This is a genomic window from Pseudomonas synxantha (assembly GCF_900105675.1).
Taxonomy (GTDB): domain Bacteria; phylum Pseudomonadota; class Gammaproteobacteria; order Pseudomonadales; family Pseudomonadaceae; genus Aquipseudomonas; species Aquipseudomonas synxantha.
Window position 1 is genome coordinate 3714966 of the sequence record NZ_LT629786.1, and the last position, 19694, is coordinate 3734659.

Here is a 19694-nt window from a genome sequence, read left to right on the forward strand (position 1 = left end):
GGTCAAAGCAAAGGTTCTTCAAGCACGCAACTGTACCGATGCTCGTGCAGGAAATGGGTCGGCGGCAACACCACCGAACACATCGCTCGGGCATGCCGGCAACGTGGATGAAAGGCGCAGCCTGAAGGCAAATCCAGCGGGCTCGGCGGCTCGCCGGGCAACGGCTGCGCGGGCAACGGCCGATGCGGATCGATCTCGGGAATCGCCTCGATCAACGCCGCTGTATACGGATGACGCGGCGCGGTAAACACCGCTTCCACCGGCCCTTCTTCGACGATCTTGCCCAGGTACATCACCGCCACGCGGTCGCACAGGCGCCGCACGATGGCCAGGTCATGGGCGATAAACAGGATCGCCAGGTTCATGCGCTGTTGCAGTTCCAGCAGCAGGTTGATGATCTGGCCCTGGATCGATACATCCAGCGCCGCCACACATTCGTCGGCAATGATCAGGCGTGGCTCCACCGCCAGCGCCCGGGCGATGCCGACGCGCTGGCACTGGCCGCCACTGAGTGAGCCTGGTTTGCGCGTGGCCAACTCGGGGCGCAGGCCAACCAGTTCCAGTAGCTCATTGACCCGCGCCGGGATCTGCGCCACAGCCACCTTGCGCTGCACGCGTAGCACCTCGGCAATGATCTCGCCGATGCTCTGGCGTGGGTTCAGCGCAGCGTAGGGGTCCTGGAAAATCATCGCGGTTTCATGGCGCAGGCGGGCGATGTCGATGGCGCTGCCATGGGCCATGTCGACACCGTCAAACAGCACCTGCCCGGCGCTGATCGGGTTGAGGTGCAGAATCGCCCGGCCCAGGGTGCTCTTGCCACTGCCGGATTCGCCCACCAAACCCAGGGTTTCACCGGCGGCCAGATTCAGCGAGACGCCATTCACCGCCCTCACCCATTGCTTGTTGAGGCCGAACAGGCCAGTGCCGGACGCGGCAAAGCGCACCTCCAGGTCCTTGATCTGCAACAGGCTCATGGTCGCCCTCCCAACGGATAGTGACAGGCCACGCGTGCGCCCTGGGGCAACACCTCGGCACACAAGGCACCGGCCTGGGGGCAGCGCGGGTTGAAGCGGCAACCATCGGGCAATGCATCCAGCAACGGCGGCTGGCCGGGGATAGTGCGCAACAAGGCATGGCCGCTGCTATGGGCCGGCTGGCAATCGATCAGGCCAGCGGTATAAGGATGTTGCGGGTGCGCCAGCAGCTCGTATTTGCTGCCATGCTCGCACAGGCGCCCGGCGTACATCACCGCGATGGAGTCGCAAGTCTGCGCCACTACGCCAAGGTCATGGGTGATCATGATGATCGACAGGCCACGCTGGTCACGCAGGTCGAGCAACAGGCGCAGGATTTGCGCCTGCACCGTGACATCCAGGGCCGTGGTCGGCTCATCGGCGATCAGCACTTTGGGGTTGCAGCCCAGGGCCACGGCAATCATCGCGCGCTGGCGCATGCCACCGGAAAACTCATGGGGGTAGTTGTCGACCCGCGCCTGCGGGTCAGGGATCCCAACCTGGCGCAGCACCTCAATGGCCTGCAAGCGTGCGTTTTTTTTCGATGCGCCTTGATGCAGGCGGATGCCCTCGGCGATCTGCTCGCCGATGCGCATCAGCGGGTCCAGGTGACTGCCGGGGTTCTGGAAGATCATACCCAGTTGTCCGCCTCGCACGGCGCGCATGCCGGCATCGTCGAGCTGCAACAGATCCTGGCCGGCCAGGTGTACAGCGCTACCTTGCACGCGTAGATTCGCAGAGGGCAGCAGGCGTATCAGGGCACGACAGGCCATGGTCTTGCCGGACCCGCTCTCGCCAACCAAGCCGAGGATTTCACCTTCGGCCAGGTCGAAGGACACACGATCCACCAGGGTGACATCGCGCCCGGCGTTATTAGCGATCACGCTGAGGTCGCGTACTTGCAGCAGGCTCATGAGCGATCCCCCAACACTTGGGCGACGCCATCAGCCAACAGGCTGAAACCCATGGCCAGGGTCACGATGGCCAGGCCCGGGAACGTACAGATCCACCAGGCGGTGGTGATAAAGGCTTGCCCCTCGGCCACCATCGTCCCCCACTCGGCGGTAGGCGGTTGCACGCCCAGGCCCAGGTAACTCACGGCGGCACCGTTGAGCAGCACCAACACTGCGTCGGACATGGAAAATACGATGGAGCCAAACAGCGCGTTGGGCAGCAAATGCCGGAACAGAATGCGCCCATGGCCAAAGCCCAGGCTCTTGGCGGCCAAGGCAAACTCGCTTTCCTTGAGCACCAGGATCTGCGAGCGAATCAGCCGTGCATACGACACCCAGCCCACCAACGCCATGGCGATATAGAAACTCTTCAAGCCCGGCCCGAGGATGGCCATGATCGCCAGCATCAGCACCAGGAACGGAAACGCCAGGACCACATCGATCACACGCATGCAGATGCTGTCGAAACGCCCGCCGACATAACCGGACACCGCACCGATGAAGGTGCCAATGATGAACGGGAAGATCACCCCGACAACCGCCAGTTGCAGATCGATGCGTGCGCCCCAGATCACCCTCGAAAGGATATCCCTGCCGTAGTTATCGGTGCCAAACGGATGTGCAAGGCTGGGGGCCAGCAAACTCATGTCGGTGTTCTGCGCGATAGGATCAAAAGGTGCGATCCACGGCGCAAACAGCGCCAGGGCCAGCCATGCGAACAGGATCAATAGGCCCCACGCGGCGGTCAGTCGCCCGTTGCGAAAGCCAAAGCGCAGGCGCAAGCGCCATGGGGCAATCAGAGGGCGGCTGCTCATTGCATCTTCACCCGCGGGTCGAGGGCCACCGTCACCACGTCGGCGATGAAATTGACCACCACCGTGGCACACGCCAGCACCATCGCCACGCCCTGCACCACCATGTAGTCACGGGTGAAGATGCCGCGCACCAGCAACTGGCCGATGCCCGGGATAGCGAACAGACTTTCGATGACCACCGTGCCGCTGATCAGCCAGCCAATGTTGACCGCCAGCAGGTTGACCGCCGGCACCAGGGAATTGGGCAGCACATGTCGACGAAACACCGCAGCCTCCGACAGGCCCCGCGCTCGGGCGGCGGTAACAGGATCGGCCTGCAACTCCATCAGCATGCTCGCGCGCAGGTTGCGCACCAGCACCGCCGCCAGCGCCAGGGCGATGGTCAGGCAGGGCAAAACCATATGGTGCGCCTTGTCCAGCCAGGTGCGACCGTAGCCGGACACCGGGAACAAACCCCATTGCACGCTGAGCAGCAGGATCAGCATCAGCCCCAGCCAGAACGCCGGCATGCCCAGGCCGACCGTGGTAAAGACGCGGATCAGGTTATCCGCCCAACCGCCTTTGTTGCGTGCCGCCACTGTCGCCAACGGTACCGCGATCAGCAACGCCAGGACCACGCTGCCCAGCACCAGCACCAGCGTCGGCTCGATGCGGGTCACAATCAGTTTCAAGGCATCGACCTTGTACAGCAGCGATTGACCGAGATCGCCCTTGAGCAAGTTTTTCAGGAAGTAGAAATATTGCAGCCACAAGGGCTGGTCGAGGCCGAACTGGGCGCGGATTTTCAGCAGGGCATCCGGCGTGCTGCGTGAGCCCAGCAGCGCCCGCGCCGGGTCGCCAGGAATCGAGCGCACCAGCACAAAGGTAATCAGGCTGATGCCAAACAGCACCGGCAGCAGTTGCAGCGGCCGGGACAGGACAAAACGGTAACGCGCCAGGTTCATTCTTCAGCCTCGGTGGCGAGCGAGAAAGTCCAGCAGCACCGGAAAGTACGCCTGGGGCTCCTCGTAAAACGGCATATGGCTGCTGTTGGGGAATACATGCAATTGGGCATGCCGGGCCGCCAGCTTCATGCGCATGGCACAGGCGGGAGTGAGTTCGTCGTGCTGGCCGGTGGTGATCAGGATCGGCATCTTGAACCCGGCCATTTCCTCGAGGCGGTTCCAGTCCTTGAGGTTGCCGATATAGAGGAACTCGTTGGGGCCTTGCATGGTTTCGTAGGGGCCCATGTTCCAGTCGTCCAGGGAGCGCTTGAGCGGCTCCGGCCATTGGTCGAGGCGGCACACGTGACGATAGTTGAGCAAGGTGATGGCAGCCTGGTATTGCGGGTGATCGAGGGTGCCCATGGCTTCGTGGCGTTGCATCATGGCCACGGTTTCGCTGCCCAGGGCGCCGCGCAGGCGTTCAAGTTCCTGGGACAAATGCGGGATGTCGCCGACAGTGTTTTCCAGGATCAGGCTTTTCAGGGCATCGGGGTAATGGATGGCATATTCGATACCCAGCCAACCGCCCCAGGAGTGCCCGAGCAAATGCACGCGGCCCAGACCCAGCGCTTGGCGCACGGTCTCGACTTCTTCGACATAACGGCGGATTTCCCACAGGGCGGCATCGGTCGGTCTGGCTGATGCGCCTGTGCCAAGCTGGTCGAATGCAACCACTCGCAGGTTATGCACTTTGAGCCAGCCATGGGCGTCGCGCAGATAGTCACACGGCAGGCCCGGCCCGCCGTTGAGACACAGCAGCACCTCATCGCCTTCGCCGAAGCTGTAGACCACGAGGTTGTGGCCGTCGACTTGCACGTTGTACTGCTGGTCGGGGGCAATTTCACGCCACATGCATACATTCCTTGTGTTGTATCGGCCTGGCGGGTAGCGGCCGTTTATCAGGTAAACACTACCGAGGATGCCGTGCGTCCATAACCTAGTATTTCTTATAGGTTTGGCCTGGCAGTCCTTCGCCGGGGCGTGGCATTCTACTTGCCGCAAGTCGAGATTCAAATGAATTCGGGAGCAGAACGGATGCTGGCCAAGCTGACCGCCTTCAATAATCGCCTCATGCCAGGCAGGAGCCTGGATGAACAAATGGACAATACGTTTATCCTGGCCCAACAACTGGGCTTCGATGCATTGGTGTATGACTACACGCCGGTGCCCATCGACCTCAATGGCACGCTGATCACGCCCTCGGTGTTGCAGCTGCGCAACACACCGCCGGACTGGCATGCCTTGTGGTGCAGCGAAGGGTTCTACCAGATCGACCCGGTGCAGCACCTGGCGTTGAGCACGGTATCGCCGTTTGTCTGGTCCTATGAGGAGAAGACAGAGACGGCGCTGCAGAAGATCATCGACCCGTGCCACGCGCCCGTATCCTCTTACTTGCACGAACGTGAGTTGACCTGTGGCGTCAGCGTCCCTATTCACCTGCCCCGGGGCGGCTTCGCGTCGCTGACCGGGTTGCGCACCGGCAAGGCGCGCACGGTATTGAAGGACGCACAACATACGTTGGCCGATTTCAGCCTGATTACCCATGCCTTGCAGGAAGCGGCCTACCCGTTGTTCAGCAAGGAGCTAAGGGCCTACCCGCATATCCACCTGACCAAGCGCGAACGCGAATGCCTCAAATGGGCCGCCGACGGCCTGACCGCTGCCGAAATTGCCACGCAATTGAGTCGTTCCCTGGCGGTGGTCACCCTGCACCTGGCCTCGGCCATGCACAAACTGGGGGCCAAGAACCGCGTACAGGCGGTGGTGCGAGCCACCCATTACCGTCTGCTGGAAGGTTGACCCACCGGAAAAACCTAGCTGTTTTGCTAGTTACCTAAACTTTTTGTTCAGACTATCGTAGCCCTGATCCTTTTTTCAGAGCGGGGCACGAAATGGAATTCATCGAAAAAGTTCGCGAAGGCTACGCGCCCTTTGGCGCCTATCAGACCTGGTATCGCGTCACGGGCGACCTGACCACAGGCCGTACGCCGTTGGTGATCATCCATGGCGGCCCGGGCTGCACCCACGATTACGTCGATGCCTTCAAGGACGTCGCCGCCAGCGGCCACGCGGTGATTCACTACGATCAGTTGGGCAATGGCCGCTCCACGCACTTGCCGGATAAAGACCCATCGTTCTGGACCATCAGCCTGTTCCTCGACGAGTTGAATAACCTGCTGGACCACCTGCAGATCAGCGATAACTACGCGATCCTCGGCCAATCCTGGGGCGGCATGCTGGGCAGCGAACACGCGATCCTGCAGCCCAAGGGCCTGCGCGCGTTTATTCCCGCCAACTCACCGACCTGCATGCGCACCTGGGTCAGCGAAGCCAACCGCCTGCGCAAGTTGTTGCCTGAGGGCGTGCATGAAACCCTGCTCAAGCACGAACAGGCCGGCACCTATCAAGATCCGGAATACCTGGCCGCCTCGCGGGTTTTCTATGATCAGCACGTGTGCCGCGTCAAACCCTGGCCGGAAGAAGTGGCGCGCACCTTCGCCCAGGTCGATGCAGACCCGACGGTGTACCACGCCATGAGCGGTCCGACCGAATTCCACGTGATCGGTAGCTTGAAGGACTGGAACGTGAACGGTCGCCTCGCGGCAATCAAGGTGCCGACCCTGGTGATTTCCGGCCGACATGACGAGGCCACGCCGCTGGTGGTCAAACCGTTCCTGGATGAAATCGCAGACGTGCGCTGGGCATTGTTTGAAGACTCCAGCCACATGCCCCATGTGGAAGAACGCCAGGCGTGCATGGGGACGGTGGTGAAGTTTCTGGATGAGGTGTGTTCAGTCCCGCACACAGCCCGCAAGGCCGGCTAGATTCCAATGTGGGAAGGGGCTTGCTCCCGATGACGGTGTATCAGTCAATATCTTCAGTGGCTGACACACTGCTATCGGGAGCAAGCCCCCTCCCACATTTTTAGACCTCTGTAGTTTCGGGTTTTGCGGTTTTCTTTGAGGTATCCGCTACCAGGGGAATCTCCTTGCCCTCTGCATCAAACAACTTCCCGCCCCTGTAGTAATCCCCGTCACGCAACGCGGCCACATCGCGGAAGCACAAACTGCGCTCAGTCCCCGCCACAAACACTGACTGCTGGTCCGAGTTACCCGCGGTGAAGTGGTTGAAGGCCAGGTTCAGCAGGATCGCCATGATCGCCGACGAACTGATGCCCGAATGGAAGATGGTCGCGAACCAGCTTGGAAAGTGATCATAGAAGCTCGGCGCGGCAATTGGGATCATGCCGAAGCCAATGGACGTGGCCACGATGATCAGGTTCATGTTGTTGCGGTAATCCACCTTGGACAGCGTGCGGATACCACTGGCCGCCACCGTGCCAAACAACACAATGCCTGCACCGCCAAGCACCGAGGTTGGCACTGCGGCGATCACCCGGCCCATGAACGGCAACAGGCCGAGCACCACCAGGAATACCCCGCCGGTAGCCACCACAAATCGGCTCTTCACTCCAGTCACCGCCACCAGGCCAACGTTCTGGGCGAACGCGCTTTGGGTGAAGGAACCGAAGATCGGTGCAAACATACTCGACAACATATCCGCACGCAGGCCATTGCCCAGGCGCTTGGAATCCACCTTGGTGTCGATAATCTCACCCACCGCCAGGATATCCGCCGAGGTTTCCACCAGGGTCACCATCACCACGATGCACATGGAAATGATCGCTGCCACATGAAAGGTCGGCATGCCGAAATGGAAAGGTGTGGGGAAGCCGAACATCGGCCCCTGGGTCACGCCGGAGAAGTCAGCCATGCCGAGCAGCACCGCGATCACCGTGCCAATCACCATCGCCAGCAGGATCGACAAGCGCGAGATGGTTGCGCTGCCGATTTTGCTCAACAACAGCACCAACACCAGGGTCAATGCGGCCAGGCCGATATTCGACATGCTGCCGAAATCCGCCGCACGGCTATTGCCACCCATGGCCCAACGCGCCGCCACGGGCATCAGGGTCAGGCCGATGGTGGTGATCACAATGCCGGTCACCAGCGGCGGGAAAAACTTGGTAATTCGCGAGAACACCGGGGTGATCAACAGGCCGATCAACGAAGCGGCCATGACTGCGCCAAGAATCGCCGGGATCCCTCCCGCACCGTCACTGCCGACAATCGCCACCATGGTGGCCACGCCCGCGAACGACACGCCCTGCACCAGCGGCAACTGACAGCCGAAGAACGGCAGGCCAAGGGTTTGCAACAAGGTGGCCAGGCCACCGGCAAACAGCGATGCCGCGATCAACAGGCCGATATCCGCTGGCGACAACCCGGCGGCCTGGCCGACGATCAACGGTACGGCGACGATGCCGCCATACATGGTGAGCACATGCTGCAGGCCGTAAGCCATGTTGGCGGCGACGCCCAGATTCTCGTCTTCGGGCCGCTGCGGTGACGCCTTCGGGATAGTCATGGTGAGAGGTTCTCTGTTTTTGTTGTGCGCTCACTGTATGCAATATTAAGACTGTATGTCCATAGAGTTGTATACAATCAATCGAACAAGATACCCTCCCGCGGCGTTACAAAAATAATCCGGCCGTCATGAGCCAGAACGCCAAAGGACCAACAATAATGAAAAAGGCACTACAGGGCGCCACCGTTGCATTGACCCTTCTCGGCGGCGGCGAGGCTGTCGCGGTGGAATGGATGAACAACAGCGTAGGTTTTCGCTACGGCCAGCACTTCACCAACCCAAACAACCCCGACGATTTCAGCAAGCGCATCTACAGCTTTACCCACGCCAGCGGCTACCGCTATGGCAGTAACTTCCTCAACCTGGATGTGTTCCTGTCCGACAGCCGCGACCCACGCAAGGGCACCGACCACGGCGGCAGCGAGGTGTACGCCGTGTACCGGCACCAGTTGTATGCCTCGCGGGTGTTCGATCTGCCGCCGGGCACTGGCCTGGTCAAGGATTACGCGCTGACCCTGGGTTTTGACGCCAACCGCAACAACAACTTCGCCTCAGCCAAAAAGCGCGCCCTGGTGATCGGCCCGACCTTGAAGTTCAACACCGTCGGCGTACTGGACCTGAGCCTGATGTACTACAAGGAAAGGAACCACACCGGCATCCCCGGCGCGCGAGAGTCAAACCATACGTTCGACGACAGCTACATGCTCAACCTGACCTGGATGCGCTCTTTCGAGGTCGGCAACCATGCGGCGAAGCTCCAGGGGTTTATCAATTATGTCGGGGAGAAAGGCGAGGACTACCATGGCCGCGATACCGCGCCAGAAGCGCTGATGCGTACGGCTCTGATGATGGCGGTACGGCCGGGGAAAAGCGTCAAGCCGAACCTGTACCTGGGGGTGGGCTATGAATACTGGCATAACAAATTCGGTGTGGACGGGGGGCGGGGAACCCGCACCTCAACACCCACCCTGAACATGGAAGTGACGTTCTAACTGAGTAAATTCAGCACCAATGTGGGAGGGGGCTTGTTCCCTCCCACATTTTGACCACATTGTCACTTCAGATCAGTTGCCAGCTCGGAGCAATCTGCTTTCGGCCGCGCCAGCCAATACCCCAACACCGCCAACGGCGCCGTCGCCAACATAACAATCACCGTAATCATCAGCGGTTGCTCGATCATCGACGACACCAACAAGCTGGCCAGGAAGCACAGTCCCAGTTGCAGGGTGTTTTGCAGTGCCGCTGCCTTGCCGGAGTTTTCTGCAAACGGCATCAGCGCATTCGCCACCACAATCGGGTAGCTGGCGCCGTTGCACAGCGCCATCAGGCAGAACGGGATCAGCAAGGTGGTCAAGGTCGGCACGCTCAGGGTGGCGACCAGGTACAACGCCACCATGCTCAAGCAATACGCAGCCAGCAGCCACGGCAACAGGGCTTTGCCCGACAGGTGTTGCAGGGCGCTACGGCAACTATAGCCACCAACGAGAAACGCCAGGGTCGGCAACACGTAGCTGAGGCCGATGTCATTCGGGCTGTAGCCCATGCCCCCCAGGATGAACGGCGAGGCCGTAAGCCAGGCGAAGAAGCTGGCTGAGCAGGCAGCGAAGATCATCACATTGCCGGTAAACACTTTAGAGGTGAGCAACTGCCCATAACCGAGGCGCGTGGGGGCACCCTCCTGCTCAAGACGCTTGGGCAGGCTGCGCAGGAACAGCGTCGGCAACAGCAGCAACAGCGACACCACCAGCAACACGCCGAAGATCGCCTGCCAGCCAAAGTGATTCAACACCAAGGCGCCTAACAGGGGCGCCAGGGCCGGTGACAGCGACATCAATGGCATGATGCTGGCGAATACGCGGTGGGCCTTGTCGGCCGGGTAGCGATCGATCACCAAGGCCTGCCAGCTTACGGCGGCAGCACATACGCCAATCGCCTGGATAAAGCGCAGGGCCAGCAGTTGCGGCGCGGTCTCGACCCAGAACATACCCAGGCACCCGAGCACAAACAGGCTCAGGCCAGTGAGCAGGATCGGCTTGCGCCCAAGGCGGTCCGACAACGGCCCCCACACCAACTGCCCCACCGCAAAGCCGGCGAGGAAAATGCTCAAGCTGGCACCCACCGCGCCGGCGCCAATCTGTAACTGCTCGCCCATGGCGCCAAACGCCGGCAAGTACATGTCCATGGCGAGATAGCCGAGCATGCTCAGCCCCGCCAGATACCAGGTAAAACCAAAAGAATTTTTCATCGAAGCCTTGTAGATACTGCCATCAAACTATTTGCTGACTGGCGCCTATTATGAAGCTGACAATGTGTGTGTGAAGCGATAATAATTGGATACTCTTATCAATAATTTTGAAGGCAATCGCCATGTGGTCCGAATATTCTCTGGATGTGGTCGATGCGGTGGCCCGCCACGGCAGCTTCAGTGCCGCTGCCCAGGAACTGCACCGCGTGCCGTCGGCCATCAGCTACACGGTACGTCAGCTTGAGGAATGGCTGGCCGTGCCCTTGTTTGTGCGCAGGCATCGTGACGTAGAGCTGACTCCCGCCGGCCGTCTGTTTATCGACGAGGCCCGCGGCGTGATGAAAAAAATGCTTGGCACCCGCCGCTTGTGCCAACAGGTGGCCAATGGCTGGAGTGGCCAGTTGAAGGTGGCCGTGGACTCCATCGTCAAACCCCAGCGTTGCCGACAACTGGTGCTGGACTTCTATCGGCAGTTTCCCGAAGTGGAACTGCTGCTTGAATACGAGGTGTACAACGGCGTGTGGGATGCACTAGCCGACGAGCGCACCGACATCGTGATCGGCGCCACCAGCGCGGTACCGGTGTCCAGCCACTTTAGCTTCCGCGACATGGGCCTGTTGAACTGGTTGTGCGTGGTCAGTACGCGGCACCCGTTGGCGGCGGTGGAAGGTTTGCTCAGTGATGACCAACTGCGCCCCTTCGCCTCACTGTGCATGACCGACACCTCGCGCAACCTGCCCAAGCGCGACACCTGGACCCTGGATAACCAGCGCCGCCTGGTGGTGCCCAATTGGGCTTCGGCGCTGGATTGCCTGCGCGATGGCCTGTGTGTGGGCATGGCCCCGGCCCATCAGGTGTTGCCGTGGATCGAAAAGGGCGAGTTGGTGGCGCTGCAATTAAGTCGACCGTTCCCGGCCAGCCCATCATGTGTCGCCTGGGCGCAGAGCAAGCTTTCGCCGGCCATGGCGTGGTTGCTGGAGTATCTGGGGGATACACAGACCATGAATCAGGAATGGCTGAATGGCCCACCCTCTGAACCCTACACAGAACCACTGTGGGAGGGGGCTTGCTCCCGATAGCGGTGTAGTCGATATCTTCAGTGGCTGAACCACTGCTATCGGGAGCAAGCCCCCTCCCACACTTTGATCGTATTTCAACCCAATAAGCGGGTGATGGCCCGCACAATCATTTCTACTTCCTGGCGCTGCAAAGTCAGCGGCGGCAACAGGCGAATAATCTTGCCCCGCGTGACGTTAATCAACAACCCATGCTCCTGGGCGGCACGTTGCGCCAGGTCGCGGTAAGGGCCGGCCAGTTCGATCCCGATCATCAAGCCCTTGCCGCGAATCGCCCGTACCTGCGGGTGCTCGTCCAATTCCATGTGCAACCGCGCCAGCAGGTATTCACCCTGGTGTGCCGCGTTCTGTAGCAAACCTTGCTGTTCAATAATCTCCAGCACGGTACAGCCCACGCGACAGGCCAGTGGGTTGCCGCCAAAGGTACTGCCATGGCTGCCTGGCGTGAACAGCTCGGCAACGGCGGCCCGAGCCAGGCAGGCGCCGATGGGCACGCCATTGCCGAGGCCTTTGGCCAGGGTCATCACATCCGGCACGATGCCTTCGTGCTGGAAGGCAAACCAGGCGCCGGTGCGCCCGATGCCGGTCTGGATTTCGTCGAGCATCATCAACCAGCCGTTGCGCGTGCAGTGGTCGCGCAGGGCTTTGAGGTAACCCGGTGGGGCCACCAGCACACCACTTTCACCCTGGATCGGCTCGAGCAGCACCGCCGCGATGCGCGTGCCGTATTGCCGGGTAACCGCCTCCAAGGCGGCCATATCGCCAAAGCCAACCTTAATGAAGTCTCCGGGCAGGCGCTGAAACCCCAGGCGCACCGACGGCCCGTCGCTGGCGGCCATGGTGCCAAGCGTGCGGCCGTGAAAGGCGTTCTCCATCACCACCACCAGCGGCTGTTCAATGCCTTTTTTCCAGCCATGCAAGCGCGCCAGCTTCAGCGCCGTCTCGTTGGCCTCGGCGCCGGAGTTGTTGAAAAACGCACGGTCCAGCCCGGACAGTTGGGCCAGGCGCAGGGCAAGCCGTTGTTGCCAGTCGATGCTGTAGAGGTTGGACGTGTGCAGCAGCAGGCCGGCCTGTTCACTGATGGCCGCTACCAGCCTGGGATGGGAATGACCGACATTGGTCACTGCCACGCCGGCAACTGCATCCAGGTATTCACGGCCTTGCTGGTCCCACAAGCGCGTGCCCAGGCCACGACTGAAGCTCAGGGCCAAGGGTTGATAGGTGCTCATCAGGCAGGCGGCGGTCATGGGGGTGGCTCCAGTGCATCGTTGGGATGGTTTCAGTATCGTTAACCACCCTTGCTGGATAAACTCTGAATTCCTGCAATGACTTTAAACCAGGGGTTGATAATGGACTTGTTCCAGGCAATGTCGGTGTACGTGAAAGTCGTCGAGACTGGCAGCATGACCGCCGCCGCCCACGAATGCGGGATGTCGACCACCATGGTGGGCAACCATTTGCGTGCCCTGGAGCAACGGCTGGGCGTCAGCCTGCTCAAACGCACTACGCGTAAACAGAACCTTACGGAATTTGGCGCGCAGTATTATCAGCGCTGCCTGGAGGTATTGGGGCTGGTGGCCGATTCCGAGCTAATGGCCGAACAGATCCACAGCGACACCCCCAAAGGCAGCCTGCGTATCACTGCGCCGCCCGTGTTCGGCACCGAACGCCTGGTGCCGGCCCTAAGCGAGTTTTCCCAGCGCTACCCGCTTATCGACCTGTACGTGGTGCTGAGCAATGAGCGGATGGACCTCGTAGACAGCGGCTTCGACGTGGCGATCCGCCTGGGCGAACTGGCAACATCCAGCGTGATCGCCAGGCCCATGCAGCCCTACACCCTCACGCTGTGCGCGTCACCTGCGTACCTGGCGCGACGGGGTACGCCGCAGACGCCAGATGACCTGCAGCAGCACGATTGCCTCGCGTTCGCCTACCCCGCGAATGACAACTGGCGCGACACCGATAAACTCTGGCGCATGACCGGGGATGAAGGCCAGGTGGAAGTCCCGGTTGGCGGCTCATTGACCATCAACAGCTCGCAAGGCTTGCGCCAGGCGGCCATCAACGGCATGGGCATCATCATGCTGGCCGATGCCCTGGTGCAACCGGACCTGGAGAACGGCAAGCTGGTGGCCTTGCTAACCACCTATAAACTACCCAGCCGCCCCATGCACCTGCTGTATCGCCAGGACCGCTATCGCCTGCCCAAGCTGCGGGCGTTCGTCGACTTCGCCATGGAGAAATGGGCGCCCTAGAAGGCCACGCCCAACTCCCGCAAACGCGCAGCGGTACGATCGGCCGACACATGGTGGATACCCTGCCAGCCCAAGGCGACAGCCGCGTCGATATTGCCTTCGACATCGTCGATAAACACCACTTCACTCGGCTGGATATCCGGCAGATGGGCACGAACCTGCTCAAGGCTGGCGTGGTAGATCGCCGGGTCAGGCTTGATCAACTTCAATTCGCCGGACACGACGATGTTGCGAAAACGCTGCAGGAACGGGTAATTGGCCCGGGCATAAGGGAAAGTTTCAGCCGACCAGTTGGTGAGGCCGAACAACGGCACATTGGCTTGGTGCAACGCCTCGAGCATCGCCACGCCTTCGGGCAACTCACCGCGCAGCATCTCGTGCCAGCGCTCGTAATAAGCCTGGATCAAGGTGTGGTGATCGGGGTGTTGGTCAATCAGGATGCGGGTGGCTTCAGCCAGGGTACGACCAGCATCTTGCTCGGTGTTCCAGGCCTGGGTGCAGATGTTGTCGAGGAACCACTGCCGTTCTGCATCGTCGGCAATCAGCTTGCGGTACAGGTGCTGCGGGCTCCAGTCGAACAGGACACCGCCGAAATCAAAAACTACTGCACGAATCGTCATCAGATCCTCCGTTAGTGTGACTTGATAGCAGCTGGAGTCTGGCAGATCTGGAAGAGAGAGGCGCGCGTCGGGGCGTAAGAAGTGTCTGAAAAGATTCGGATCAAATGTGGGAGGGGGCTTGCTCCCGATAGCAGGGTGTCAGCCACTGAAGATAGTGACTGATGCACCGCCATCGGGAGCAAGCCCCCTCCCACATTTTGGTCTGGATCAGACCTTAAGCTTGGATCAGGCCGTTGATCTTGACGGTCGGGTTCACGTCCGCATCGTAATCCACACCATCGACTTCAAAGCCGAACAAGCGCAGGAACTCAGCCTTGTACCCAGCAAAATCGCTGATCTCGTTGACGTTGTCGTCGGTAACCTGGTTCCACAGCGCAGCCACGGCGTCCTGCACCTTCGGTTCCAGCTCAGCGAGGTCGGCGCGCAGGCGGCCATCGGCGTCGAGCTTAGGCTCTTTACCGTACAGGCTGTCCTTGAACAGGCCGTAGACCTGCTCGATGCAGCCTTCGTGGGTGCCCTGCTCTTTCATCACCTTGAACAGCAGCGACAGGTACAGCGGCATGATCGGGATCGCCGAGCTGGCCTGGGTGACCACGGCCTTGAGCACCGAGACGCGGGCATCGCCCTTGAGCGCAGCAAGGTTTTCGCGCAGGGTCAGGACTTTCTTGTCCAGGTCTTTCTTGGCTTCGCCGATGGAACCGTTCCAGTAGATATCCTGGGTCAGCTTCTCACCGAGGTAGGTGAACGCAGTGGTCTTGGCGCCTTCGGCCAGTACGTCGGCGTCACGCAGGGCGTCAATCCACAGCTGCCAGTCTTCGCCGCCCATGACCTTCACGGTGCCGTCGATTTCTTCCTGGGTTGCAGGCTCAAGAGTGGTGTCTACCACTACGCCCTTGTCGGTGTTGATACCGCGCAGGGTCACGGCCTTGCCGATTGGCTTGAGGGTGGAGTTGTGCACCACGCCTTGCGGGTCGGTACGGCGTGGCGCGGCCAGGCTGTAGACCACCAGGTCGATCTTGCCCAGGTCTTTCTTGATGGTGTCGATGGTCAGGCGCTTGATCTCGTCCGAGAACGCGTCGCCGTTGATGCTCTTGGCGTACAGGCCTTTTTCCACGGCAAACTTCTCGAACGCCGCGCTGTTGTACCAGCCGGCGGAGCTCAGCTTGCCTTCTTCGCCTTCTTTTTCAAAAAACACGCCCAGGGTATCGGCGCCGCAGCCAAACGCGGCACTGATGCGCGCGGCCAGGCCGTAACCGGTGGAAGCGCCGAGCACCAGCACTTTCTTGGGGCCGCCTTCGATTACGCCATTCTTGGTTACGTAGTCGATCTGCTCTTTGACGTTCGCTTCACAGCCAACAGGGTGGGCGGTCACACAGATAAAGCCACGAACCCGCGGTTTGATGATCATAAAAATTTCTGCCTCTTCCAAGGTGCCGAAGGCCAATGGTGGCCATTCAACTTCAATCGTACCGGTCTATGACGTCCAAAAAACCGAAGCGTCACGATAGTCGCAAATCTTCTGTTCTCAAAATTCAATCCACAAACCTTAGGAGGGTGCGCGGCAACGGTTACAAATTGTGCAAGGGCTTCACAATTTCGCCCTATTTAATAACCCCTCGCGGCTCTATAAACCCTTATGATGACGATATTGTTTCATTATGTTTCAAGGTTGGAGCCGTGTTCCATGAGCAAAAGTGCTGTCGGCAAAAAGCTGGTGTCCCTGGCCTGGGTACTCGGCGTTCTGCTGTTGATCGACTGTTTCCCGCGTACCTGCCTGGTATTCCTGCTGCTGGTGGTGCTGTGCGGTATTTATGATTTCCTGCGCAACGGCCTCTATGACCGCGCCACCCTCAAGAAATACTTCATCGGCAACGGCCGCAATACCTGGGTGCTCGCCCCCTTCAACACCCTGCTCGACCTGCTGAGCAGCCGCAACCGCCATGTCTACACGATGCACGACCTGCCACCCGCCTGGCGCGAAGACCTGCAACACGTGATCGACGATGCCATGGCTCACAAGGATGAAATCATCGGCTACCTGGACGAGCGCATGGCCGAGAAGAAACGCGGCATGTTGTTTTTCCAGTGGTACGGCCGCCCGATCGAGACCACCCTGGATATTCCGCAGTTGCGCAAGAAATTGCCCTTCGTGAAGACCATCGGTGTCTCGGTGTTCAACGAAAACCGGTCCACCTCCTTCCACTTCGGCCCCCTGCGCATGATGTTCCGCGTGCTCTACAACATGGCGCCGGCGCTGCATCACGAGGGGGTGTATATCCAGGTGGGCAAGCACAAGCACTACTGGCACGACGACCCTTTGTTTATCTTCGATGACACCTTGATGCACGCATCCTTCAACAAGAACGACGCCAAACGCTACTGCCTGTTCATCGACATCGTGCGGCCGACCCCGCTGCCCTCGGTGCTCAACGCCGTGATCGCGGGCTTTGCCGGCCTGGTCTTTACCCTGCGTCGGGTTTTCTACAAAAACTGGAAGCTGATTGAGTAAGTTCTGCGGCATGATGGTGCTGGACGGTGTTTGCGCTTGGCCTCTGGCCTGAGGTAAATAACCGTCTCGTGCGACCGTAAACGGCGCCCACCATTCTCAGGCCATCGCAACTCAGTGAGCGCGGTGGCTATGCTTTCAAGGAATCAGAATGCCCCAACGTCAAGTCATCAACGCCTCCGTCAGCCCCAAGGGCAGCCTCGAAACCCTGTCACAACGTGAAGTCCAGCAACTGAGTGAAGCCGGCAGCGGCAGCATCTACACCCTGTTCCGCCAGTGCGCCCTGGCCATTCTCAACACCGGCGCCCACATCGATAACGCCAAGACCATCCTCGACGCCTACAAAGACTTCGAAGTGCGCATTCACCAACAGGACCGCGGCGTGCGCCTGGAACTGCTCAACGCGCCGGCCGATGCCTTCGTCGATGGCGAAATGATCGCCAGCACCCGCGAGATGTTGTTCAGCGCCCTGCGCGACATCGTCTACACCGAGAATGAGCTGGACAGCCAGCGCATCGACCTGAGCAACTCCCAGGGCATCACCGACTACGTGTTCCACCTGCTGCGCAACGCCCGCACGCTGCGCCCGGGTGTGGAGCCTAAGATCGTGGTGTGCTGGGGCGGGCACTCGATCAACACCGAAGAATACAAATACACCAAGAAAGTCGGGCACGAACTGGGCCTGCGCAGCCTTGACGTATGCACCGGCTGCGGCCCCGGCGTAATGAAAGGCCCGATGAAGGGCGCGACCATTTCCCACGCCAAACAACGCATCACCAATGGCCGTTACCTGGGCTTGACCGAGCCGGGCATCATCGCCGCCGAAGCGCCGAACCCCATCGTCAATGAGCTGGTGATCCTGCCGGACATCGAGAAACGCCTGGAAGCCTTCGTACGCGTCGGCCACGGCATCATCATCTTCCCGGGCGGCGCCGGCACCGCCGAAGAGTTCCTGTACCTGCTGGGCATCCTGATGCACCCGGACAATCGCGACCTGCCGTTTCCGGTGGTTCTCACCGGGCCGAAACACGCCGCACCCTACCTGGAACAATTGCATGCGTTCGTCGGCGCCACCCTGGGCGAAGCGGCGCAGCAGCACTACCAGATCATCATCGACGACCCGGCCGAAGTGGCTCGCCAGATGACCACCGGGCTCAAGGACGTGAAGCAATTCCGCCGCGAGCGTAACGACGCGTTTCACTTCAACTGGCTGCTGAAGATCGACGAAGGCTTCCAGCGCCCGTTCGACCCCACCCACGAAAACATGGCCAGCCTGCAACTGAACCACAGCCTGCCCCCCCACGAACTGGCGGCCAACCTGCGCCGGGCGTTTTCGGGGATCGTGGCGGGTAACGTCAAGGACAAGGGCATTCGCCTGATCGAGGAGAACGGCCCGTATGAGATCCACGGCGACCCGGCGATCATGAAACCGCTGGATGAGCTATTGAAGGCATTCGTGGCCCAGCACCGCATGAAACTGCCGGGCGGCGCAGCGTATGTGCCGTGTTATCGCGTGGTGCAGTGAGGTAGCGGCGGTCGGACATAGTTTGTATCTGTTTGAGCCGTGATCAAGGATGTGAAGAGCAAGCGTTCGGACTAGGGTTTTTCATGAGCGCGACGCCCCCCACACCTCAGAGAGCGACCTATGGACCAACGGATATTGTCCTCCATCATTCCTTACCCTATGGTAAGGAATATCACGATGGAGATCTTTACTATGGCGACCGCCACGCTGACCTCGAAAGGTCAAATCACCATTCCTGTCCAAGTCAGGACAGCCCTGGGCCTGGAAACAGGCGACCGGGTTGAATTCGTAGAAACGGAAGATGGAAAGTTTTCCATCATAGCCGCGAGCAAAACGGTGCACGACCTAAAGGGCTTGATCCGCAAGCCAGTCAAGGCGGTGTCCATCGACGAGATGAACCAGGCTATCGCCGCGCAGGGGGCCAAAGCCCGATGATTGGCCTGGATACCAATGTGCTGGTGCGCTACGTCACCCAGGATGACCCGATTCAATCAGCCAAGGCATCCGAACTGATCGAATCATTGACCACTGCTTCGCCGGGCTTTATCAGCCTGGTGTCAGTCGTCGAGTTGGTATGGGTGCTGCAGAGCTGCTACCAGTCGGCCAAGAGTGATGTAGTGACGGTGCTGGAAACCCTGCTGCGCACCCGCGAATTGACCGTAGAACATGCCGAGGTGATCTGGCAGGCGCTACGCAGGTTTGTGGCGAACAAGGCTGACTTCGCCGACTGCCTGATCGAACGCTGCGCCCATGCGGCCGGCTGCGAGTACACCGCCACCTTCGACCTGGACGCGGCCAAGGCAGCGGGTATGAAACGGATCGGCTAGGCCCTCTTTCGTTGTAGGAGCGAGCAAGCTCGCTCCTACAACGAAAGAGGGCGATGGGTCAGCGAACCCAGCCACCTATCTGCCAGTGGTAGCCATCGTTACGCTGCACCCAATGCGGATGCACATAGCGGTAGCCCTCGCGCACCGGTTCCCAGTGACCATGCACCGCGACGTATCGCCCGCCTTGCCAGCGCCAGTAACCACGAGACCAGATATAACCTTCACGTACCGGCGGCTCGACTTCGATCACCTGTACGGGCGGCGGTTGCGGCGCTACAACCTCTACATACTCACGTTGCATCGGCCTGCGCTCATGCACAACACGCTCTTGCACACACCCGGAAGCGGCGACCACCATGGCGGCCAATGCTGCATAACGTAGCAACATACAAAACCCTCGGGCGCGAACGCCCAATACCTGCACTGGTAAAAGTCCCCCCTTGTTTCA

The 19694-nt window shown here is 60.3% G+C and carries 20 protein-coding genes; 9 read left to right on the top strand and 11 right to left on the bottom strand.

All coding sequences use genetic code 11. The features are described 5' to 3' along the window. Positions 1 to 2: 2 nt before the first annotated feature. Genes BLU48_RS17210 through BLU48_RS17230 form a run of 5 tightly spaced genes read right to left on the bottom strand, consistent with a single transcriptional unit; the run spans position 3 to position 4616 of the window. The gene (locus BLU48_RS17210; protein ID WP_057022128.1) at positions 3 to 974 is read right to left on the bottom strand and encodes an ABC transporter ATP-binding protein; all 972 of its coding nucleotides are present in this window, start codon (positions 972 to 974) and stop codon (positions 3 to 5) included. Further along, complete coding sequence (locus BLU48_RS17215; RefSeq protein WP_057022127.1) at positions 971 to 1927, bottom strand: ABC transporter ATP-binding protein; 957 nt, start codon at positions 1925 to 1927, stop codon at positions 971 to 973. Before BLU48_RS17215 ends, BLU48_RS17210 begins: the two co-directional genes overlap by 4 nt. Beyond that, complete coding sequence (locus BLU48_RS17220) at positions 1924 to 2781, bottom strand: ABC transporter permease (RefSeq protein WP_057013375.1); 858 nt, start codon at positions 2779 to 2781, stop codon at positions 1924 to 1926. The genes BLU48_RS17215 and BLU48_RS17220 overlap by 4 nt, the downstream gene beginning before the upstream one ends. Continuing rightward, positions 2778 to 3725, bottom strand: coding sequence for an ABC transporter permease (locus BLU48_RS17225; protein ID WP_043047456.1), 948 nt, complete (start codon positions 3723 to 3725; stop codon positions 2778 to 2780). The genes BLU48_RS17220 and BLU48_RS17225 overlap by 4 nt, the downstream gene beginning before the upstream one ends. Before the next feature lie 3 nt (positions 3726 to 3728). Beyond that, positions 3729 to 4616, bottom strand: coding sequence for a proline iminopeptidase-family hydrolase (locus tag BLU48_RS17230; protein WP_057022126.1), 888 nt, complete (start codon positions 4614 to 4616; stop codon positions 3729 to 3731). Positions 4617 to 4799: 183 nt separating this feature from the next. Between BLU48_RS17230 and BLU48_RS17235 the strand changes: the two genes are divergently transcribed. Further along, the gene (locus BLU48_RS17235) at positions 4800 to 5564 is read left to right on the top strand and encodes a LuxR family transcriptional regulator (protein ID WP_057022125.1); all 765 of its coding nucleotides are present in this window, start codon (positions 4800 to 4802) and stop codon (positions 5562 to 5564) included. Positions 5565 to 5656: 92 nt separating this feature from the next. Beyond that, entirely contained in the window at positions 5657 to 6589 is a 933-nt protein-coding gene (locus tag BLU48_RS17240) for a proline iminopeptidase-family hydrolase (protein WP_057022124.1), read from the top strand. A 100-nt stretch (positions 6590 to 6689) separates the two neighbouring features. On the opposite strand, the gene BLU48_RS17245 is transcribed toward BLU48_RS17240, so the two are convergent. Beyond that, entirely contained in the window at positions 6690 to 8192 is a 1503-nt protein-coding gene (locus BLU48_RS17245; protein WP_046071529.1) for a nucleobase:cation symporter-2 family protein, read from the bottom strand. Between the two features lie 158 nt (positions 8193 to 8350). On the opposite strand from BLU48_RS17245, the gene BLU48_RS17250 reads away from it, so the two are divergent. Further along, the gene (locus BLU48_RS17250) at positions 8351 to 9184 is read left to right on the top strand and encodes a hypothetical protein (protein ID WP_057022123.1); all 834 of its coding nucleotides are present in this window, start codon (positions 8351 to 8353) and stop codon (positions 9182 to 9184) included. 62 nt (positions 9185 to 9246) lie between these two features. Here BLU48_RS17250 and punC read toward each other — a convergent pair whose 3' ends face one another. Continuing rightward, complete coding sequence (punC, locus tag BLU48_RS17255) at positions 9247 to 10437, bottom strand: purine nucleoside transporter PunC (protein ID WP_057022122.1); 1191 nt, start codon at positions 10435 to 10437, stop codon at positions 9247 to 9249. 122 nt (positions 10438 to 10559) lie between these two features. Between punC and punR the strand changes: the two genes are divergently transcribed. Next, a complete protein-coding gene (gene punR / locus BLU48_RS17260) occupies positions 10560 to 11516 on the top strand; it encodes a DNA-binding transcriptional activator PunR (protein WP_057022121.1) in 957 nt (318 codons plus the stop codon). Between the two features lie 74 nt (positions 11517 to 11590). On the opposite strand, the gene BLU48_RS17265 is transcribed toward punR, so the two are convergent. Continuing rightward, a complete protein-coding gene (locus tag BLU48_RS17265) occupies positions 11591 to 12760 on the bottom strand; it encodes an aspartate aminotransferase family protein (protein WP_057022120.1) in 1170 nt (389 codons plus the stop codon). Positions 12761 to 12862: 102 nt separating this feature from the next. Here BLU48_RS17265 and BLU48_RS17270 point away from each other — a divergent pair, with 102 nt between their 5' ends. Further along, a complete protein-coding gene (locus tag BLU48_RS17270) occupies positions 12863 to 13768 on the top strand; it encodes a LysR family transcriptional regulator (protein WP_057022119.1) in 906 nt (301 codons plus the stop codon). Here the strand turns inward: BLU48_RS17270 and BLU48_RS17275 are convergent. Beyond that, complete coding sequence (locus BLU48_RS17275) at positions 13765 to 14388, bottom strand: HAD family hydrolase (protein ID WP_057022118.1); 624 nt, start codon at positions 14386 to 14388, stop codon at positions 13765 to 13767. The two genes, BLU48_RS17270 and BLU48_RS17275, sit on opposite strands and share 4 nt — an antisense overlap. A gap of 214 nt (positions 14389 to 14602) precedes the next feature. Beyond that, entirely contained in the window at positions 14603 to 15796 is a 1194-nt protein-coding gene (gene fabV / locus BLU48_RS17280; RefSeq protein WP_032881058.1) for an enoyl-ACP reductase FabV, read from the bottom strand. Between the two features lie 276 nt (positions 15797 to 16072). Between fabV and BLU48_RS17285 the strand changes: the two genes are divergently transcribed. From BLU48_RS17285 to BLU48_RS17300, 4 genes are all read left to right on the top strand, one after another. After that, positions 16073 to 16897 (top strand): aspartyl/asparaginyl beta-hydroxylase domain-containing protein, encoded by an 825-nt coding sequence (locus tag BLU48_RS17285; protein ID WP_057022117.1) that lies wholly within the window; start codon positions 16073 to 16075, stop codon positions 16895 to 16897. A gap of 148 nt (positions 16898 to 17045) precedes the next feature. Further along, complete coding sequence (gene ppnN / locus BLU48_RS17290; RefSeq protein WP_056846390.1) at positions 17046 to 18419, top strand: nucleotide 5'-monophosphate nucleosidase PpnN; 1374 nt, start codon at positions 17046 to 17048, stop codon at positions 18417 to 18419. 177 nt (positions 18420 to 18596) lie between these two features. Further along, complete coding sequence (locus BLU48_RS17295) at positions 18597 to 18854, top strand: AbrB/MazE/SpoVT family DNA-binding domain-containing protein (RefSeq protein ID WP_057013363.1); 258 nt, start codon at positions 18597 to 18599, stop codon at positions 18852 to 18854. After that, positions 18851 to 19246, top strand: a complete 396-nt coding sequence (locus BLU48_RS17300; RefSeq protein WP_057022116.1) for a PIN domain-containing protein — start codon at positions 18851 to 18853, stop codon at positions 19244 to 19246. The genes BLU48_RS17295 and BLU48_RS17300 overlap by 4 nt, the downstream gene beginning before the upstream one ends. Before the next feature lie 58 nt (positions 19247 to 19304). On the opposite strand, the gene BLU48_RS17305 is transcribed toward BLU48_RS17300, so the two are convergent. Beyond that, on the bottom strand, positions 19305 to 19634 hold the full coding sequence (locus BLU48_RS17305) for a YXWGXW repeat-containing protein (protein WP_057013360.1): 330 nt from the start codon (positions 19632 to 19634) through the stop codon (positions 19305 to 19307). Positions 19635 to 19694 lie beyond the last annotated feature (60 nt).

Excerpts from the sequence above, each read along its gene's own strand:
- BLU48_RS17240 (WP_057022124.1), top strand. The coding sequence starts at position 5,657 with ATGGAATTCATCGAAAAAGTTCGCGAAGGCTACGCGCCCTTTGGCGCC.
- fabV (WP_032881058.1), bottom strand. The coding sequence starts at position 15,796 with ATGATCATCAAACCGCGGGTTCGTGGCTTTATCTGTGTGACCGCCCAC.
- ppnN (WP_056846390.1), top strand. The coding sequence starts at position 17,046 with ATGCCCCAACGTCAAGTCATCAACGCCTCCGTCAGCCCCAAGGGCAGC.
- BLU48_RS17300 (WP_057022116.1), top strand. The coding sequence starts at position 18,851 with ATGATTGGCCTGGATACCAATGTGCTGGTGCGCTACGTCACCCAGGAT.
- BLU48_RS17275 (WP_057022118.1), bottom strand. The coding sequence starts at position 14,388 with ATGACGATTCGTGCAGTAGTTTTTGATTTCGGCGGTGTCCTGTTCGAC.
- BLU48_RS17235 (WP_057022125.1), top strand. The coding sequence starts at position 4,800 with ATGCTGGCCAAGCTGACCGCCTTCAATAATCGCCTCATGCCAGGCAGG.
- punC (WP_057022122.1), bottom strand. The coding sequence starts at position 10,437 with ATGAAAAATTCTTTTGGTTTTACCTGGTATCTGGCGGGGCTGAGCATG.
- BLU48_RS17295 (WP_057013363.1), top strand. The coding sequence starts at position 18,597 with ATGGAGATCTTTACTATGGCGACCGCCACGCTGACCTCGAAAGGTCAA.
- BLU48_RS17270 (WP_057022119.1), top strand. The coding sequence starts at position 12,863 with ATGGACTTGTTCCAGGCAATGTCGGTGTACGTGAAAGTCGTCGAGACT.
- BLU48_RS17210 (WP_057022128.1), bottom strand. The coding sequence starts at position 974 with ATGAGCCTGTTGCAGATCAAGGACCTGGAGGTGCGCTTTGCCGCGTCC.
- BLU48_RS17250 (WP_057022123.1), top strand. The coding sequence starts at position 8,351 with ATGAAAAAGGCACTACAGGGCGCCACCGTTGCATTGACCCTTCTCGGC.
- BLU48_RS17285 (WP_057022117.1), top strand. The coding sequence starts at position 16,073 with ATGAGCAAAAGTGCTGTCGGCAAAAAGCTGGTGTCCCTGGCCTGGGTA.
- BLU48_RS17215 (WP_057022127.1), bottom strand. The coding sequence starts at position 1,927 with ATGAGCCTGCTGCAAGTACGCGACCTCAGCGTGATCGCTAATAACGCC.
- BLU48_RS17305 (WP_057013360.1), bottom strand. The coding sequence starts at position 19,634 with ATGTTGCTACGTTATGCAGCATTGGCCGCCATGGTGGTCGCCGCTTCC.
- BLU48_RS17225 (WP_043047456.1), bottom strand. The coding sequence starts at position 3,725 with ATGAACCTGGCGCGTTACCGTTTTGTCCTGTCCCGGCCGCTGCAACTG.
- BLU48_RS17220 (WP_057013375.1), bottom strand. The coding sequence starts at position 2,781 with ATGAGCAGCCGCCCTCTGATTGCCCCATGGCGCTTGCGCCTGCGCTTT.
- punR (WP_057022121.1), top strand. The coding sequence starts at position 10,560 with ATGTGGTCCGAATATTCTCTGGATGTGGTCGATGCGGTGGCCCGCCAC.
- BLU48_RS17230 (WP_057022126.1), bottom strand. The coding sequence starts at position 4,616 with ATGTGGCGTGAAATTGCCCCCGACCAGCAGTACAACGTGCAAGTCGAC.
- BLU48_RS17265 (WP_057022120.1), bottom strand. The coding sequence starts at position 12,760 with ATGACCGCCGCCTGCCTGATGAGCACCTATCAACCCTTGGCCCTGAGC.
- BLU48_RS17245 (WP_046071529.1), bottom strand. The coding sequence starts at position 8,192 with ATGACTATCCCGAAGGCGTCACCGCAGCGGCCCGAAGACGAGAATCTG.